The sequence below is a fragment of the Christiangramia aestuarii genome, from assembly GCF_009735585.1.
Classification (GTDB): Bacteria; Bacteroidota; Bacteroidia; order Flavobacteriales; family Flavobacteriaceae; genus Christiangramia; species Christiangramia aestuarii.
This window is the reverse complement of the sequence record NZ_VJVW01000002.1, coordinates 24,642-43,340: the sequence shown is the minus strand read 5'-3', so window position 1 is coordinate 43,340 and position 18,699 is coordinate 24,642. Positions and strand designations below refer to the sequence as shown.

Below are 18,699 nucleotides of genomic sequence, written 5' to 3'. Positions count from 1 at the left end.
AATGCTGGCTGTAGCTAATTTCCACTATATCAGGGAGGATTTTGATTCTGAATATCCAAGTATTTTCGGGTTGACCCCGAGGCAGTTCGAGAATCAGCTCAAAGTATTATCGAAACAGGGAAAATTTATCTCACAGGCTGAGCTTTTAGACCTGGAAAAACATTCTATAGAAGATAATTTATTGCTTGTCACCTTTGATGACGGTCTGAAAGAACAATTTGAGCTGGCAAAACCTATTCTGGATAGAATGGGAATACCTTTTATATGCTTTATAAATACTTCTAATTTTACGGAGAAAAAAGTTTCTCTGGTGCATAAAATTCATCTTCTTCGTTCCAGAATAGATCCTATGGAGCTGGAAAAAGGAATTTCGAGAAATTATTCTTTTCAATTAAATGAGGAAGAAAGGAATAAAGCCCATATTCATTATAATTATGATCCGCCTGCAGTTGCCAGGTTGAAGTATTTGCTCAATTTCAAAATTGAAATTAGCGATCTTAAACAAATTATCGAGCCGTTATTCAATGAAAATTTCAATGAACATAGGATGGCTAATGATCTATATATGGAAATAGACCAGCTAAAAGACCTATGGAACGGAGGGAGTCTCGGGTCCCATGGCCATACTCATGATCCCTTAGGTTTGGTAGAAACAGAAGATGTAGAGAAGGATCTAAAAAATACACAGAATTTCTTTATTTCCAACTTTGGGGAGCAAGCCAAGTTGTTTAGTTATCCCTATGGATCTTATGAAGCCTGCGCAGGACTTTCACAATCTATGGAGCAAGCCGGTTTTAAACTAGCATTTACCATGGAAAGAGCGGTAAATTATCATATATCGGAGAATCCATTTTTGGTGGCGAGGTATGACTGCAATGACCTTCCTGGTGGAAAAGCAGATTTATTTAAAGGAAAAAGTCTTTTCGAAAACTGCGTATTTGCAAAATGGCACACCTATGAGAACAGTACTTTTAACCAGTAATAGTTTCAGACACAAGTATATTTCCCAATGCCTGGCAAGCGGCACCGATCTTCAGTTAATTATTACCGAAGAAAAGTCGGCTACCATAGAAAACACTGAAGGACTAAATGAAACCGATGCCAGGTTTATAAAAGATCATTTTGAATCCCGATCTGCATCTGAAGAAAAATTCTTTGGAAATATGGGATTTCCAGAGGATATACTCCAGATAAAACTTCAGTATAAAGAAGTCAACACTGAGCTCACATTAGAATTGTTAAAGGAAACCGACCCGGATATCATAGTTTTATTTGGCACCTCGATAATTAAAGATTTCATTTTAAAGGCTTTTCCCAATAAGATCATTAATCTTCATCTAGGTCTATCTCCTTATTATAAAGGCTCGGCAACTAACCTATTCCCGCTTTTGTATGAACAGCCACAATGTTTAGGTGCCACCATTCACTTAGCAGAAAAGAAGGTTGATTCGGGTAAAATATTGCATCAGCTTAGGCCCGATCTTTCCAAGGATGATAACCTTCATGATGCCGGAAATAAGGTTATAAAAAGAGCAGGAACACTGTTACCTGAAATTTTAAAATTATATTTTCGGGGAGAGATTATTCCGATAATGCAGAAGGCTAACGTTAAAATTTACAGGAATAGTGATCTTACTACCGATAAACTGCGCAATATTTATGATAATATTGAAAAGGGGTTATTTTCAACATATTTAATGGATAAAGACCAGATCGATAACAAATATCCTATAATTTCAAATTTGAAACGATGAGAATCTTAGGTTTAATAACGGCAAGAGGTGGTAGTAAAGGGATACCTGGGAAGAATATAAAAATACTAGGAAGTATTCCTTTGATTAATTATACTATAACCTCAGCTAAAGAATCAAAGCTTCTATCGAAAATAGCTCTAAGCTCAGATGATGAGGAGATCATGAAAATTTCCGGGCAACAGGGAGTTGAAGTGCCCTTTAAAAGACCGGGAGAACTGGCCGAGGATAATACTCCGAGTCTGAAGGTTATCCAGCACGCATTGAATTTTTATAAAGCAAAAAATGAAAATTTTGATGCCATCTGCCTGTTACAGCCCACGACTCCTTTTAGAAGAAATGGGCTTATTGATGAGGCTATCAGGAAATTTATTTCGGGCAATTATGATTCGCTAATCAGTGTAAGGGAAATTCCGGCTGATTTTAATCCACACTGGGCCTTTGAAGATCATGATGGGATATTAAGAATAGCTACCGGGGAAAAAACTCCGATTCCGAGAAGGCAGGAACTTCCTAAGGCTTACCATAGGGATGGAGCTATTTATATTACTGCCACCAGGCAAATAATGGAAGAGAATTCCTTACTTGGAGAAAACATTGGCTTTATTAATACCATGTCAGATGATTATGTAAATATAGATACCATTAGTGATTGGGAGAGGGCCGTAGAAATATTAAAAACTCGTAATTAATGTGCGGTATAGCTGGAATAGTTGGGCCTGAGATTAAAAAAGGTGATTTGGATCTAATGTTAACTTCAATGGCCCATCGCGGACCAGATGCGAGAGGAGTATATCATGACAAGGGTTTTGCCATAATTGGACATAACAGACTCTCTATAATCGATCTATCCCATGAAGCAGATCAGCCTTTTAGTGATCCCACAGGTCGGTACCATTTGAGTTTTAATGGTGAAATATATAACTATACCGAACTAAGAAATGAAATCGGCTTAAGCTATCCTTTTAAAACTTCTTCAGATACAGAAGTTTTATTAGCCGCTTATTTAGTTTACGGCAAGAATTGTCTGGAAAAGTTTAGAGGAATGTTTTCTTTCGCGATCTGGGATAACAAAGAAAAATCTTTATTTGCTGCACGTGATCGTTTTGGGGTGAAACCATTTTTTTACAGTAATACTAATGATTTTATTTTCGCTAGTGAGATCAAGGCGATAAAAGGAATAAAAGGATCAACTCCAAATGTAAGGCAATGGGCAAATTATTTCTGCTATGGTTCCTATGGAATTCCGTCAGAAACCTTTTTTCAGGATATTCATCAATTACCTGCCGGCCATTTTCTCGAATTTAAGGATGAAAAGTTACAGATAGAAAAATGGTATGATTTTCCTGTACGAATCTCTTTATTAAAACGGACTTATTCTGAGGACGAGATAAAGCAGAAGTATCTTGAACTTCTAAAAGATTCAATAAAACTAAGGTTCAGGGCCGATGTACCTTTGGGATTTAATATTAGTGGTGGTGTGGATAGTTCTCTATTACTGGCCTTAGTAAATAACAATCATAGTTCAGAAAAAATAAAAGCATTTACCTTTTTTACAGGCGATGAAAGATATGATGAGTTGCCCTGGGTAAAAGAAATGATTTCCCAAACAGGAAACCCTCTGGAAAAAGTAAAACTTTCCTCTTACAAGGTTCCTGAATATGCCAGTTTAATAAGTGAAGTTCAGGATGAACCATTTGGAGGAATTCCCACCCTCGCTTATGCCAGGATTTTTGAAAAAGCTAAAGATTCAGGAATTAAGGTTCTGCTGGATGGGCAGGGAATGGATGAACAATGGGCGGGATATGATTATTATAAAACAAAGGATAATTCCATAGTACAGGGAACCGGAAAGTCAGGTAGTTTCAAACCCAACGTTCTCGCAAAAGAGTTTAGGGATCTTGCTGTGAAACCTGATTATCCCAGCCCCTTCGAGTCCAGGATGCAAAATTTACAATACCGAGATCTTTTTTATACTAAGCTTCCAAGGGCTTTACGGTTCAACGATCGTATATCCATGGCTTTTAGCACAGAGCTTAGAGAACCATTTCTGGATCACCTTCTGGTGGAATATGCATTTGCTTTGCCCGATGAAATGAAAATAAAAAACGGAGTGCATAAATACATGCTGAGAGAATTGACCGGCGATTTTGTCCCGTTTAAGATCACAGAGGCTCCAAAAAGGGCTTTACAAACTCCTCAAAGGGAGTGGCTTGGAGGAGAACTGAGAGAATATGTCGATAGCAGGTTATCCATTCTTCAAGAAAGTAAAGTAAGTAACTGGTTCGATTTTAAATCCATTTATAAGGAATGGGAGGATTATCAAAAAGGTGAAAAACAGAATAGTTTTTACCTATGGCAATGGATTAATGCGAGTCTTATATTTGAAAATAGCTGATATAATCCTTCAGTTTTCTATATTTGAAAGTCCTGTAAACCTATCCTGATTTGACACCAAAAAAACTTCTTGTAATTATTCCTGACGGAGTCGGTCTTCGAAATTTCGTCTACACTAATTTTCCTGAAGAAGTAAAAACTGCAGGTTGGGAGTTGGTCTATTGGAACGCTACCGGGTTTAAGTTAGATGAATTGGGTTTTAAAGAGATCAGTTTAAAACCCAAACCCAGGGCCTGGACAGATCTTTTGAAACGCGCTAAGATCAATGTAGAGTTGGAATATTTTGAGAAAAAGTTCAATGAGCCTGTATATAAGAAATATAAGTTTTCTTCTTCTGAAAATAGTTTGAAAAATATATTGAAAGGTCTAGTAGTTAGTTCTCTAACTAAAAAATATAAGGGAGAAAAAGGTCTGAGTAAATTAAGAACACTAATACAAAATTCTGAAAGGAAATCTAAATATTACAAGCACTGTAAAGAGGTATTGAGTCAGGAAAAACCTGATGCTATTTTCTGTACAAATCAAAGGCCAGTGAATGCGATTTCACCAGTTTTAGCTGCCCAGGACTTAGGAATTCCTACATCCTGCTTTATTTTTTCTTGGGATAACCTCCCTAAAGCTACCAAGGTGATAGATACAGATTATTACCTGGTGTGGAGTGAGCATATGAGGGATGAACTACTGCGATATTATCCCTATATAAATCAAGAACAAATTAAGATCACCGGAACTCCTCAATTTGAAATTCATTATAAAAAATCAGTTGTTTTACCAAGAGAATCGTTTTTCTCAAAATATAACTTGGATTCTTCTTGGGAATATCTTTGTTTTTCCGGGGATGATATCACCACCTCGCCTCATGATGAGTGTTTTTTAAGAGATGTAGCCGAAGCAGTAAATCAATTAAATAAAAAAGGAGAAAATATCGGGATCATTTTTAGGCGCTGTCCTGTAGACTTTTCTGGCAGATACGATAAGGTTTTACAAGAGTTTAGTGAAATTATAGTTCCCATAGATCCAGACTGGACAGGCAATGGTGATTCGTGGAATCAGGCTATGCCAAAAAAGGAAGACATGGCATTGCAAACAAATATTGCTGAACACTGTTTTATGGTTATTAATGTGGCCTCCTCAATGATTTTTGATTTTGCGACAAAAGGAAAACCTTGTGCATACCTCAATTATTTGTTAGAACTGAAAGATCAGAAAAAGGATATTAGGGAAATATATTCTTATATTCATTTTAAAACCATCCCTGAAGATGCTGTTTTCTGGATTAATAATAAAGAAGAGATTGGAGATATAATTCAACAGGCCCTGGAAGACACTAATAAAGAGAGGTTGGGTATGGCGATGAGTTGGTTTCAACAGATTAACTGTTATGCAAAAGATGCCTCAAAGAATATAGTTCATCAATTAGACGAGATAATTTAGATGCATATTGCTTTTCTTACACCCGAATATCCCCATGAAAAGACGAATGCTTCCGGAGGTCTAGGTACAAGTATTCGAAATCTAGCGGAAGGCCTGGTAAAAAAGGAAGTTAAGGTAAGTGTGGTAGTTTATAATCAGGAAGTTGATGATGAGTTTAAGGATAACGGAATTGACTTTTACTTTCTGAAATTTCGAAAATACAAAATTGGAGGATGGTACTTCTATAGAAAATATATTCAGAATCAACTAAATAGTCTTATAAAAAGAAAGGGAATTCATTTAATCGAAGCCACAGACTGGACTGGAATAACCGCTTTTATGAATTTAAGCTGTCCTTTGGTTATTCGTTTAAACGGAACTGATGCCTATTTTTGCAACATAGAGGGAAGACCTCAAAAATTTAAGAACAGGTTCTTCGAAAAGAATGCTTTAGTAAATGCCCACGCACTTGCCTCTGTAAGTAAATTCACTGCTAATAGAACAAATGAAATATTTGGTATAGATAAAGAATTTCAAATTATCCCAAATAGCATAGAACTCGCTAAGTTTTCTCCTTCAGATATTGAAACTGATTCTCATTGCATACTTTATTTTGGTACTATAATCCGAAAAAAGGGTGTTTTAGACCTTGCTCATATTTTCAATAAGGTGGTAGAAAGGAAACCAGAGGTAAAGCTGCTTATGATTGGGAGGGATGTAATCGATGTGTTCGAAAATCGCTCAACCCTGCAGCTTTTTAAAGATAGCCTATCTGATTTGGCCAAAAAGAATTTTATTTACAAAGGCGCAATAGATTACGACGAGGTTAAACTGGAAATTGAAAAATCTACAGTGGTAGCTCTTCCCAGTTATGCGGAGGCTTTACCAATGACCTGGATCGAGGCCATGGCATTGCAAAAGGCACTGGTTACCTCAGATATTGGTTGGGCAGGAGAAGTAATGGTCAATGGTGTTACTGGTTATACCGTTTATCCAAAAAAGCATCAGGAATATGCAGATAAACTTCTGAAATTATTATCAGAACCTCAATTAAGAATAGAAATGGGATCGAACGCGAGAAAACGGGTCGAAAAAAAGTTTTCTTCTGAAATCGTCAGCAGACAGAATATTGCTTTTTACAAAGAAATAATTAAGACTGTAAATTCTTGATCTACCTGAATCATATAAAAGGGAAAGAGCTTATTTCAGCTGAAAAAGGGGACAAAGTGATCGAGCTTACTTCTGTGAAGCTTGTAGAGGCATTTTGGGAATTATGTGCTGTTTATCCCGATGAGCTTATCATTTGGATAGATAGGAGTATTTCCATGAAAATTTCTGATCGTTTAAAAACCATTTTCAGTCATGATCTGATCATGGCTTCTTATCCTTTAGAAACGCAATATTTACCCGATACAATTGGATATATAGATCAATTACCTTTTATAAATCCCGATTATTCGGTTAGGTATCCAACCTGGAGAATGAGTACAGATATAGGTGGTATAAATGGAAGAATTGCGTTGAGGTTTAAAAGCTTATTCGATGGAATTAAGAATTTAGGGTATTTGTTAAATTCAATAGCTAAAACAGGTCAACAGAATTCTCTTTTCTGTTATTGTGAACCAACTCTGGTTGAAAACCGAAAGTCAAGTCAATTGAAATATTTAGCCAATACCTCAGACACTTTCAGGTTTGTAGCACAGCATTACAAGAAAGAATGGTTATTTGTACTTTTCTTTTGTTATAAACGCTATGAAAATAAATTACCGATAAAGTCATTTTTGAGCAATCTCAAGAATAAATCATTTTTTAAGGAAAACGTGGATCTTTCTGGAATTTTGCCAGAAAAAATAGGTGTGCGCAATGATTATTCAGTAGATGTAATAATTCCCACCATGGGAAGGCCAGAACATTTAAAGAATGTGCTTGTCGATCTCAAGGCCCAGCAAATTAAGCCCTTAAGGGTTATAGTGGTGGAACAGGATCCAGATGAAACCACACAGAGCCAATTATCATATTTGAAAAATCAAGAATGGCCTTTCGAAATTATCCATCGGTTTATTCATAGAACGGGAGCCTGTCATGCCCGGAATCTTGCTTTAAAATCGGTTAAAGGGGATTTTATTTTTTTTGCAGATGACGATATACGCTTTTCATCAGACCTACTGGAAAAATCTCTGAATGAAATTCAAAGGCTTAAAGTGAATGCTTTAAATCTGAACTGCTTACAGCCAGCAGGAGAAACAATTTTTCATAAGATAAAACAATGGGGAGCCTTTGGATCTGGAACATCAATAGTTAAAAGTAAATTTGCGCTGCAGTGCCGGTTCTCAGAAAATCTGGAACATGGTTTTGGTGAAGATATTGATTATGGTTTAAAGTTGAGGTCTAAAGGTTGCGATATAATATATCATCCGGATATAAAGATCAAGCACCTAAAAGCAGATATTGGTGGATTCAGGCAAGTTCAAAACTTTCAGTCCAAAACTGATAATATTGGCCCTAAGCCATCCCCAACCATGATGCTTCTGGTAAAGAAATACTATTCCAAAGAAATGCTGAGGGGATACAAAGCCGCACTTTTCTTAAAGTATTACCGCAACCAGAGAATTACAAATCCAATTAAATATTTTCGGAGTATGCGGGAAAGATGGAATATTAGTGAAAAAATGGCTTCCGAAGTTTTAAAATCAAATAGGAAAAATTCAAAAATATCTCATGGAAAGCAATATTGAGATAAAATTTGCTTTGATAATTTGCACCTACCATAGAGCAGATTCTCTCAAGAGATTATTAGAATCTGTTGTAGATCAAAGTTTGTATCCAGATCAAATTCTGATTATCGATGGTTCAAAAGACTATCGAACACATAACCTACTTCGAAAAAACAGTTTTGCAAATACGGAATATTTAAGGGTTGAAGATAAAGACCGCGGATTAACCAGGCAAAGGAATTTTGGTATATCGAAAGTTGCTGAGGATATTGAGGTAGTTTGTTTTCTTGATGACGATATTGTCTTAAAAAAGGAATATTTCGAACAATTAATTAGAACTTATAAGATTTATCCCAATGCCCTAGCAGTAGGCGGCAAGATCTTGGATGAGGCTGAATGGAGAAGAGTTGCCCCTGATTATAAAATTAAATTTGATGAATTCAAATTAGATGGATTCGTGCGAAATCTGGGAAGCCGAAATGTATTAAGGAAAAGGCTTGGATTATTACCTAACCAACCACCAGGGTTTATGCCTGAATTCTCTCATGGATTCTCAACTGGATTTCTTCCTCCATCAGACAAAATTTATTCGGTAGAATTCTTTATGGGAGGAGTTTCTTCATACCGAAAGGAATTATTTTCAAAAATAGCGTTCTCTACTTATTTTGAAGGTTATGGTTTATATGAAGATATGGATTTTTGTCTGCGTGCCTCAAAAATAGGTCAGTTATATTTGAATACTGCCGCCTGTTGCTATCATTTTCATGAAGAAGCTGGTAGGCCTGACCAAATGAAATATGGAAAAATGGTAGTGAGAAATGGTCATTATGTTTGGAAATTAAAGAATCCAAATCCAGGATTAGATAACATAATAAAGTGGAATTTAATCACTTTCTTACTTCTGGTAATTCGATTTAAAAATGATATTTTAGATGGCGAGAAAGAAGCCAGAAAGGATGCTATAGGTAGATTGAAATACTGGATATTGCTGGCTTGGAATCCTACAGAACCTGATAAACCCAAATCTTGACAAAGAAATCAGTTAACGAAAGGCAGGCGGAGTTTTATAGGAACTTCAAAAAGAACAGGGCTACCAAAATTTGGTACTCAGTTAGAAATGGTCTTTTCAGAAATATCAGAAAAAATATTGGGGCAGAAGCTCAGATTTATGAATTGCATAAAAAGTGGTTTGGAGACCTTTCAAATTCAAAAGTTTTAGATCTTGGGTGTTATGCAGGAAACTCATTGTCTTATTACCTGGCAGAACATTCTAGCTCCTACCTAGGAATAGATCTTAGCGCACCGGCCATTGAAAATCTAAAAAATCGAATTTCAAAATTACCTAATGCCGAAGCAAAAGCTATAGACTTTCTTTCTGAAGACTTTAAAGAAAAGGAATTTGATCTAATATATGCTTATGGTGTCCTGCACCATTTCAAGGATACTGATGAATTAATTTTAAAATTAAAGGAGAAATTAAAGCCAGGTGGTAAAATCGTAAGTTATGATCCCCTTGAAACAAGTTTGCCAATAAAGTTAGCCCGTACCTTATACAGACCATTTCAATCTGATAGGGAATGGGAATGGCCATTTACCAAACGGGTATTCAATAAGTATGATAAAGAATTCGAGATTTTAGATCGCAGAGCGGTTTTCGGAAAATCTAAATGGATTTTTTTATTGAATTTTTTACCAATTTCAGAGGAAAGGAAAAATGAAATCGGGAGAAAATGGCATAATCACGACTGGGAAAGGTCCAGACATTCTGAAGCTCATCTATATAGTTGCATGCACCTAACCATGTTAATGCAGAAAAAAATTCAATAGCATGAGATTTTCAATATTTACCCATGCTGAGCATAAATGTTTTCGGGGGAGACTGTATTCTTATGCTCCTTATGTAAAAGAAATGAATCTCTGGATTTCTCATTTTGATGAAATATGTGTTTTAGGTCCGGTTTCTAAGAAAGATCCAGCCTCGATCGATTCAGCCTACACCCATGATAATTTAAGGTTTAAACCTATCCCTGGGCTACATTTTAAGAATAAAAAATTATTTTCTAAGAGCGTTCTCAATTCGTTCAAGGTTATCCGCGAAATATTCTTGGAAATGAAGAAAGCTGATCATATTCATATAAGGTGTCCCGGAAATATTGGACTTATGGCATGTTTGATCCAGATTTTTTTTCCATCTAAACCGAAAACTATCAAATATGCCGGGAACTGGGCACCGGAAAGTGAACAGCCGAGAAGTTACCAGTTTCAGAAATGGCTTGTTTCAAACACATTTTTAACACGCAATGCACGTGTCCTTGCATATGGAGAATGGGAAAATCAAAGTAGTAATGTTATACCATTTTTTACGGCTTCTTACTCGGAAGATGAAAAAATAGAAATCCAAAAGGAATTTCGACCACCTTTTAAATTCGTATTTGTTGGTTCACTGGTTGATGGGAAACGTCCTTTTTTCACCTTGGATTTAATAAAGGCTTTAAAGAATAAAGGATTTGATGTGGAATTGGAAATGTATGGTAACGGTATTTTGAAAGTTTCTCTTGAGGAGTATATTGATGTAAATAAACTGGAAGATATAGTTACAATGCAGGGCAACCAACCTCAGGAAACAATTAAAAAGGCTTATTTGTCTGCCCATTTCTCAATTTTGCCCTCTAAAAGTGAAGGCTGGCCTAAAGCTATAGCAGAAGCCATGTATTTTGGATGTGTCCCTATCACCACTGGAGTTTCCTGTACACCTTGGATGCTTGATTATGGTGAACGAGGAATATTAATTGAGCCGGATATCGAATCTGCTGTAGGAAGAATTATAGGTATGTTAAAAAAGCCAGAATTACTTCAATCTATGTCTGAAAAATCGAAAAGCTGGTCTCAAAGTTATACCCTGGAAGGATTTGATCGGGAAATTGAAAAGCTTTTATGAATATACTTCAACTTATAGATACCTTGCATCCCGGAGGAGCTGAACGAGTTGCCTTGAATTATGCAAATTCCTTATTGCAATATGGAGTGCAATCCCATATTTGTGCAACTAGGGATAAAGGTATTCTGGTAGATGAGATCCAGGAAGGAGTGGTGTTTCATTTTCTAGGAAAGAAAAATACCTTAGACCTATTGGCACTGAATAAATTACGAATTATAATTAGGGAAAATAAAATAGATGTTCTTCATGCCCACGGGACCTCTTGGTTTTTTGCTGTATTATGTAAAATTTCTGGATCGAAATTCAAATTGATCTGGCATGATCATTACGGAAACAGCGAGTTTTTGGAGAATAGGGAAACCAGGTTCCTGAAATTTTTCTCCACTAAGTTTGACGGAATTATTTCGGTAAATAAAAAATTAAGAGACTGGGCGATAAACAAGCTAAGATTTAAAAATGTGATTTTCCTGAATAATTTTATAAAGATCAGGGAGGAATCCAATGAGATGCCTGTCAAACTCAAAGGGAATTCAGAAATTAAACTCATATCCGTTGCGAATTTGAGAGCACAAAAAGACCATCGAACACTTTTAGAGGCTTTTCAGATCTTAACCAATGAAGGTAATAGCATATCTCTGCATTTATTTGGTAAAGAATACAATGATCAATATTCAGAGGATATTAAAAGTTCAATTAAGACTATGTCATCAGTCTATTGGTATGGTGAGCAGAAAGAAATCTTTTCCTATCTATGTCATGCCGATATAGGGATATTGTCTTCATTTTCAGAAGGTTTACCTTTAGCTTTACTTGAATATGGGATGGCTAGATTGGCAGTAGTTAGCACAGATGTAGGAGAATGTAGAAATGTTATTGGAGATTACGGAATATTGACTAATCCCAGTAACCCTGTTGAAATAGCTAAAGCAATTAATGATTATATTCAAAATCCAATAAAATTAAAGGATGATTCTGAAAACCTTCAAGCAAGAATAAAACAATTATATTCGGAAGAGTTTGTGATTCCAAAGTATTTATCTTTTTGCAGGGAGATATGTTAAGAGGCGATAAAATAAATAACCAATTTTATATCAAAATGTTACTAATTCATTTTGGTTATGGCTTTCTTATTTATTTGCTGCCTTCACTATCCAAGCTAATCCTATTAGGCATAATGGCATCTTTCCTTTTCGTTATTCTTGACAGAAAAAATAAGGGGAATGAAGCCTTAATGGCAGCCGCATATATAGCAGGGGGAGAGGTTTTTTTCAGGCAAACCAGCGCAGTGATATTTTATGAGACAGGAAAGTATGCTGTCATACTTTTTCTATTAATTGGTTTATTTTTCAAAGGGGCCAGTTCCAAGACAGTTCCCTATTGGATCTATCTTTTGATCTTATTTCCCGGAGTTGTAGTGGCCTCTATGACCCTAAGTTATGATGCAGATTTTAGAAAATTAGTAGCCTTTAATATTACCGGTCCTGTTTGCCTGGGAATTTCAGCATTGTATTGTTATTATAAAAAGATAAAGAAAGAGGATTTTCAAAGGGTTTTACTCATGTTACTTATGCCTTTAGTTGCCCAAATGACGTATTTATATTTTTACACTCCCAGTATGGACTCTGTTAGAATAAGCCTTTCTGGGAATTATGCTGCTACTGCTGGATTTGGCCCAAATCAGATATCTACAGTATTTGGATTAGGCTGTTTTCTTATCTGCACCAGGCTTTTTACCATTCGGCATAAGTTGATTAATCTAGTTGATATAATATTATTAATTTTAATGGGATACAGAGCAGTAATTACCTTCTCACGAGGAGGGGTTCTAACTGCAATTATCTGTGTCATTAGCTTTTTGATTTTCTTCTATTATAAACAAGATGCAAAAAGAATTGAAGGGACTAATCTAAGAATCATAGGAATGGCAGTTATTTTCGCTTTAGTATGGTTCATTTCTTCCTTAGAAACTGGGGGGTTGATAGGAAATAGGTATACGAATCGGGATGCCGCTGGTAAACTAAAAGAAGATATTTCTACTGGAAGAGTTGAGCTAATTGAAACTGAGTTGACAGCCTTCTATAAAAATCCTATTACAGGAATTGGTGTTGGAAAAGGAAGAGAATATAGGGAAGAAAACATGGGTATAGAAATAAATACTCATAATGAGATTAGTCGTTTATTATCTGAACATGGAATATTAGGCGTTTTTGCACTTGCGATACTTATATTTGTACCGGTGGTCTTTTGGTTTAAATTTCAAAATAACTTTTATTTTCTCGCCTTTGTTGCATTTTGGTTTATGACCATTAATCATTCCGCAATGCGTATTGCACTACCTGCCTTTATTTATGGATTAGCCTTATTATATATAGTAGATGAAAAAAAGAATCCTGTACATAGGAAACGACTTGCAGGTAGATAGTTTTACCGTAACCTATATCTCCTTTTTTAGTAAAATGCTAAGAAAGGAAGGTTATCCGGTTAAAACGGCATCTACTAGAAGCAATAAGGCGTTACGTCTGGCCGAAATGCTGGGATTGATAGCCAGGTATAGGGATACAACTGATCTAGTTCTTATCGATACTTATGGAGCCATGAATTTCTATTATGCCTACCTGGTGGGAAAGGCCTGCAGCCTGTTCGATTTGCCTTATATACCTATTTTACATGGGGGAAATTTACCTGAGCGGCTGGAAAACTCAAAAAAGCTAAGTCAAAGCTTATTCGGCAATTCTAAAGTAAATATAGCACCTTCCAGATTTCTTTATGATGTGTTCCAATCTTATGGTTTTGAGAATACCAAAATTATTCCCAATGCGATAAAATCAAAAAATTACCCTTTTGAACAGAGGCATAATTTTAGGCCAAAATTGCTTTGGGTAAGGCGTTTCCAAAAAAGATATAATCCGGTAATGGCCTTAAGGGTTCTTCAAACATTGAAGCAATCATACCCTGAAGCCAGTTTATGTATGGTGGGGCCCGAAAAAGATGGAACATTGGCAGTCTGTAAAAGACTGGCGAAAAAAATGGATCTGGAGGTTCGTTTTACGGGAAAACTTAGAAAAAAGCACTGGGCAGAGCTTTCCAGGAATTATGATTTTTTTATCAATACCACCTCTGTCGATAATACACCCATAAGCGTTATCGAAGCCATGAGCCTGGGCTTGCTGATCGTAAGTACCAATGTTGGAGGCATGCCGATGCTGATCAATAATGGGAAAGATGGATTACTTGTTCCTGAGAAGGCAGACGAGAAGATGGCGAATGAAATTATAAGAATGATCCAAAACCCCGGTACAGCGCAGATGATCTGTAAAAATGCCCGTGAGAAAGTTGAAAAATTCGATTGGGAGTTGGTGAAGGATGAATGGAACAGCGTACTTAATTGATGAGGCGAATTTTATATATAGGAAATAAACTGGAAAAGCACGGTGCTGCTCCAACCAGCATCGATACTTTACCCAAAGCCTTGAATTCTTCTCCAATCTATTTTAAGACGGTCTCTTCGTTTAAACCTAAGCTCATCAGATTATTACATATGCTTTTTGCCGTAATTAAAAATGCAAAGTCCAAAGACCTGGTCTTAATAGATACCTATAGTACCACCAATTTCTGGTATGCGGTTTCCTGTGGATATCTCTGTAAAGCATTATTCATTCCTTATGTTTTTATTCTTCATGGGGGCAATCTGGAAGATAGGCTTAATAGGTCCTCAAAGGCCATTCTGGATATTTTTCGTAATGCCCGGGCCAATGTGGTTCCTTCTGAATTTTTAAGGATCAAGCTTGAAAAGTTCGGTTTTTCCAACATGCAGATAATCCCCAATTCAATCGAAATTTCAGATTACAAATTCACACAAAGGGATGGGTTAAAACCTAAAATTCTGTGGGTACGTGCCTTTGATAAAGTGTATAATCCACATATGGCCATCGAACTGGTCCAAATATTGAAACAGAAATTTCCCCAAATTGAGCTTTGCATGGTAGGGCCCGATAAGGATGGCAGCCTGTCTGAATTGAAAAAAATGGTTTCCGAAAAAAAACTCCCGGTAAGTTTTACCGGAAAATTGAGTAAGCAGGACTGGATAAACCTATCTGAAAACTTTGATATCTTTATCAATACAACCACTGTTGATAATACACCCGTGAGTCTTATAGAAGCAATGGCCCTGGGGCTTCCGGTGGTGTCTACAAATGTAGGAGGAGTACCCTATCTTATTGAAGACGGCAAAACAGGACTTCTGGTTGATTCCCATGACACTGCTGCTATGGCAAAAGCTGTAGAGTCCCTGATTGAGAACCCTGAACTTGCAAAAAACATAAGTATGAATGCCAGGCAGAAGGTTGAATCTTATGACTGGGAGCAGGTAAAGCCGCTATGGTTAGAATTGCTAGGCTAAAAATTATATATTTAGCAGCGAGAAAACCTAACCTATAATGTCTCAAAAGCCGCTGTTTCATTTCGAGATCTCAGAACGAAAAGTCCTTCTGCGCATTTTTGACATTATTTCTGTACTTCTAACTTTAAGCCTGGTTGGGATCATCTTTGAATTCGATTACTTCAGAATTGACACCAGTAACTGGATCTGGACTATCGTTTTTATTATCTATCTGAATCTCTTTGCGAATATCTTTGAATTGTACGATCTGCAAAAAGCAGACAGGTTCGACAGTGTTTTGAAGAATGTCCTGCTTACCACAAGCCTTACCGTACTTTTTTATATGTTAACCCCGGTTTTTACTCCGAGTCTGCCGGAAAACAGGCTTCAGATCCTGTTCTTTTTTCTTTCTGTTGCCGGAGCTTTACTGGTCTGGAGGTCCCTTTACATAAGCCTTATTTCATCCCCAAGATTTTATAAAAGGGTGCTTGTGGTAGGAGATTCCTTTGATATTAAGCTTATTGCTGAATCCCTGCAAAAGACTGATCCTAATTACGTGATCGTGGGGTATATCAATACAGATCAGAAATTCAAAACCGAATTTGAACGGGAAGATCTTTTGAGGTTTGAAGTAGAGGACCTGCAGGACGCCATAAAAAGGAATCATATTAGCGAGGTCGTGGTGGCAAGTGCCTATCAGAAGGGACTTATGTTGTCTCTTTATAATCAGCTGAACGAATTGCTGAAAAGAGGTTTCCCAATCCGGGATTATACCCAGGTCTACGAGGAAATCACTCGCAGGATACCTGTGCAGCATGTAGACAAGGATTTTTATAAATACTTCCCCTTTAGCAGAAGCAACCAGAACAAATTCTATCTTTTTGTTTTGAGGTTCTTCGATATCATAGTTTCGATAATAGGAATGCTGCTTGGTTTATTATTTTTACCGCTGGTAATTGTCGGTAATTTGATTGCAAATAAGGGTCCTTTATTTTACTTTCAGGAGCGGGTAGGGAAGAACGGAAAGATCTTTAATATCGTAAAACTACGAACCATGACTAGGGATGCTGAGGCTTCCGGTCCACAATACGCCCAAAAGGATGATTATAGGGTCACTAAATTTGGCAGATTCCTTCGTAGAGCCAGGATAGATGAAATTCCGCAGTTCTATAATGTTCTAAAGGGAGAAATGAGTCTTATTGGTCCCAGACCAGAAAGGCCTGTATTTGTTAAGGATCTGTCCCGGCTAATTCCCTTTTATGATACCAGGCATATTATTAAACCTGGACTTACGGGATGGGCGCAGGTGATGGCAAATTACGGAGACTGCTACGACGACAGCCTCGAAAAACTTCAGTATGACCTTTACTATATCAAACATCGTGGGATCTTCCTGGACCTGAGCATTTTATTGAAAACGTTGAGCACAGTGATCTTTTTCCGTGGGCAGTAAACTAATTTTCGACTCTAAGGACAGGATGATGAAATCTAGGATGGTCTTTTTCGTTTGAACTTTACCACCGAAAAAAGGAAAATGAACAAAGCCAGGAATTGTGCTATCCGGGCCAGGTAATCTCCATATTTTACGTAAAAGGTTTTTCCCTCGTTCAGGCCAACTTTCCCGCTGATCGTGCCTTTTTTTTCATAACCAAGTTTCTTTACAATATCTCCCCTTGAGTTTATAATGGCCGAAATACCCGTATTAGCACTTCTGGCCACATATCTCCTGGTTTCAACAGCTCTCAGCCTGGCGTAGCTTAAATGCTGCTGGTGGCCCTGAGTATCTCCCCACCAGGCATCGTTGGTGATGATACTTAGGAAACTTGCCTTATTCCTAACGTAACCGGTGACATACTCCCCATAAACAGATTCATAACAAATGATGGGAGCAGTCCCTATACTGTCGTTTAACCATAACACTTCGCGGTCTGCCTGGGTCGTTTTCATGGCGACAGTACCTCCAAGGTCGATCATCACATCCCCGAGTATAGGTTTAAGCACATTCTGATAAGGAAAATTCTCCACACCAACTACCAGTTTCGATTTATGATATAGCTGAATGCTGTCAACTGACTTTTTCACCAGGAATGCTGAATTATAATCATCATACCAGTCATTGGGTCCTATCCTGTTCGTTTGCTCTCTTACCTTTTCAGCATCACTGAACCGATCATACATGCTTATGCCTCCAAGAAAACCCAGGTCTTTATTTAATCTTGTAATTTGGTTTCCGAAGAATACGGCCTCTGAATTATAAAAATTTCGTAGCTGGGTTCCACCGGCGAAGACAGTTTCCGGGGCGATAACCAGATCGGTAGAGTCGGTTACCGAATTCTGGCTCAGCTCCAGTAGGAGTGCACCAATCCTGCTGTCGGTTGTATTATATTTTTCGGTATAGGGGTTAATATTCGGCTGAAGGATGACCACATCTATCTTCTCGGTGGTTTCCTCATAGGTGTAATACATTATAAGGGAAGTGGCCAGGGGAACACCAATTAAAAGTAAGATCTTAATACCAGCACGGTAAAGAATGGCTTTTTCCCTGAATTCCCTGAACTGCAGTATCGCTTTAAAAATGGCTATATTGACCAGCCAGATCCAAAGACTTCCACCAAAGGTCCCGGTAAATTCATACCATTGTACCCAGCTGATATATTCCGAAAAGACATTTCCCAAGTTGAGCCAGGGCCAGGAGAACTCCCAGTTAAGATGAAGTTTTTCGAATGCCAGCCAGATACTTACCAGGAATGCCGATGCCGCACTAAATCCTGTTCGTTTAGCAACAATATGGTAGAGCAGGAACACCAGGGCCATTAACAGCGAATTCACTACCACTGCAAATACACCTCCGAAAAGGGTGGAATAGGAAACCCAGTAGGTAGTGATAAGATTCCAGATAAAGAAGCTGAGGTAGGCCAGGCCAAATACCTTGAGCTTTACACGGCTACGAGCATAATTTCTTATCCGAAATTCAGCGATAAGTAGCGGGACAAATCCAAAGGATATAAAAAGCGGGAATCCATAGGTTGGCCAGGAAATAGCCAGTAATATTCCGCAGACTAAGGCAAGTAAGAAATTTTTCATTAAAATTGGGCTCTGCCCAAAAAT

Annotated in this window: 16 protein-coding genes; 15 read left to right on the top strand and 1 reads right to left on the bottom strand. The window is 37.3% G+C overall.

Translation table 11 applies throughout. The features are described 5' to 3' along the window. Position 1: 1 nt before the first annotated feature. From FLP08_RS04270 to FLP08_RS04200, 15 genes are all read left to right on the top strand, one after another. The gene (locus FLP08_RS04270) at positions 2–982 is read left to right on the top strand and encodes a polysaccharide deacetylase family protein (protein WP_156274399.1); all 981 of its coding nucleotides are present in this window, start codon (positions 2–4) and stop codon (positions 980–982) included. Beyond that, on the top strand, positions 957–1,754 hold the full coding sequence (locus FLP08_RS04265; protein WP_162430928.1) for a formyltransferase family protein: 798 nt from the start codon (positions 957–959) through the stop codon (positions 1,752–1,754). The genes FLP08_RS04270 and FLP08_RS04265 overlap by 26 nt, the downstream gene beginning before the upstream one ends. Next, the gene (locus tag FLP08_RS04260) at positions 1,751–2,443 is read left to right on the top strand and encodes an acylneuraminate cytidylyltransferase family protein (protein ID WP_156274395.1); all 693 of its coding nucleotides are present in this window, start codon (positions 1,751–1,753) and stop codon (positions 2,441–2,443) included. The genes FLP08_RS04265 and FLP08_RS04260 overlap by 4 nt, the downstream gene beginning before the upstream one ends. Continuing rightward, positions 2,443–4,149 (top strand): asparagine synthase (glutamine-hydrolyzing), encoded by a 1,707-nt coding sequence (gene asnB, locus FLP08_RS04255; RefSeq protein ID WP_156274393.1) that lies wholly within the window; start codon positions 2,443–2,445, stop codon positions 4,147–4,149. Before FLP08_RS04260 ends, asnB begins: the two co-directional genes overlap by 1 nt. 50 nt (positions 4,150–4,199) lie before the next feature. After that, the gene (locus FLP08_RS04250; RefSeq protein WP_156274391.1) at positions 4,200–5,582 is read left to right on the top strand and encodes a glycosyltransferase family protein; all 1,383 of its coding nucleotides are present in this window, start codon (positions 4,200–4,202) and stop codon (positions 5,580–5,582) included. Then, positions 5,583–6,731, top strand: coding sequence for a glycosyltransferase family 4 protein (locus FLP08_RS04245; RefSeq protein ID WP_156274389.1), 1,149 nt, complete (start codon positions 5,583–5,585; stop codon positions 6,729–6,731). Beyond that, complete coding sequence (locus tag FLP08_RS04240; protein WP_156274387.1) at positions 6,728–8,296, top strand: glycosyltransferase family 2 protein; 1,569 nt, start codon at positions 6,728–6,730, stop codon at positions 8,294–8,296. Before FLP08_RS04245 ends, FLP08_RS04240 begins: the two co-directional genes overlap by 4 nt. Continuing rightward, positions 8,280–9,305 (top strand): glycosyltransferase family 2 protein, encoded by a 1,026-nt coding sequence (locus FLP08_RS04235; RefSeq protein WP_156274385.1) that lies wholly within the window; start codon positions 8,280–8,282, stop codon positions 9,303–9,305. The genes FLP08_RS04240 and FLP08_RS04235 overlap by 17 nt, the downstream gene beginning before the upstream one ends. Then, entirely contained in the window at positions 9,302–10,102 is an 801-nt protein-coding gene (locus FLP08_RS04230) for a class I SAM-dependent methyltransferase (protein ID WP_156274383.1), read from the top strand. The genes FLP08_RS04235 and FLP08_RS04230 overlap by 4 nt, the downstream gene beginning before the upstream one ends. Position 10,103: 1 nt before the next feature. Continuing rightward, on the top strand, positions 10,104–11,213 hold the full coding sequence (locus FLP08_RS04225; protein WP_156274381.1) for a glycosyltransferase family 4 protein: 1,110 nt from the start codon (positions 10,104–10,106) through the stop codon (positions 11,211–11,213). Further along, entirely contained in the window at positions 11,210–12,274 is a 1,065-nt protein-coding gene (locus tag FLP08_RS04220) for a glycosyltransferase (RefSeq protein WP_156274379.1), read from the top strand. The genes FLP08_RS04225 and FLP08_RS04220 overlap by 4 nt, the downstream gene beginning before the upstream one ends. A gap of 113 nt (positions 12,275–12,387) precedes the next feature. Further along, complete coding sequence (locus FLP08_RS04215; RefSeq protein ID WP_238388437.1) at positions 12,388–13,635, top strand: O-antigen ligase family protein; 1,248 nt, start codon at positions 12,388–12,390, stop codon at positions 13,633–13,635. Further along, entirely contained in the window at positions 13,589–14,602 is a 1,014-nt protein-coding gene (locus FLP08_RS04210) for a glycosyltransferase family 4 protein (protein WP_156274377.1), read from the top strand. Before FLP08_RS04215 ends, FLP08_RS04210 begins: the two co-directional genes overlap by 47 nt. After that, positions 14,602–15,612 carry a glycosyltransferase family 4 protein gene (locus FLP08_RS04205; RefSeq protein WP_156274375.1) on the top strand — a complete coding sequence of 337 codons (1,011 nt, stop codon included), beginning with the start codon at positions 14,602–14,604 and terminating at the stop codon, positions 15,610–15,612. The genes FLP08_RS04210 and FLP08_RS04205 overlap by 1 nt, the downstream gene beginning before the upstream one ends. Before the next feature lie 37 nt (positions 15,613–15,649). Continuing rightward, on the top strand, positions 15,650–17,044 hold the full coding sequence (locus FLP08_RS04200) for a sugar transferase (protein WP_156274373.1): 1,395 nt from the start codon (positions 15,650–15,652) through the stop codon (positions 17,042–17,044). Between the two features lie 35 nt (positions 17,045–17,079). On the opposite strand, the gene lnt is transcribed toward FLP08_RS04200, so the two are convergent. Then, the gene (gene lnt / locus FLP08_RS04195) at positions 17,080–18,675 is read right to left on the bottom strand and encodes an apolipoprotein N-acyltransferase (RefSeq protein WP_156274367.1); all 1,596 of its coding nucleotides are present in this window, start codon (positions 18,673–18,675) and stop codon (positions 17,080–17,082) included. Between the last annotated feature and the right edge of the window lie 24 nt (positions 18,676–18,699).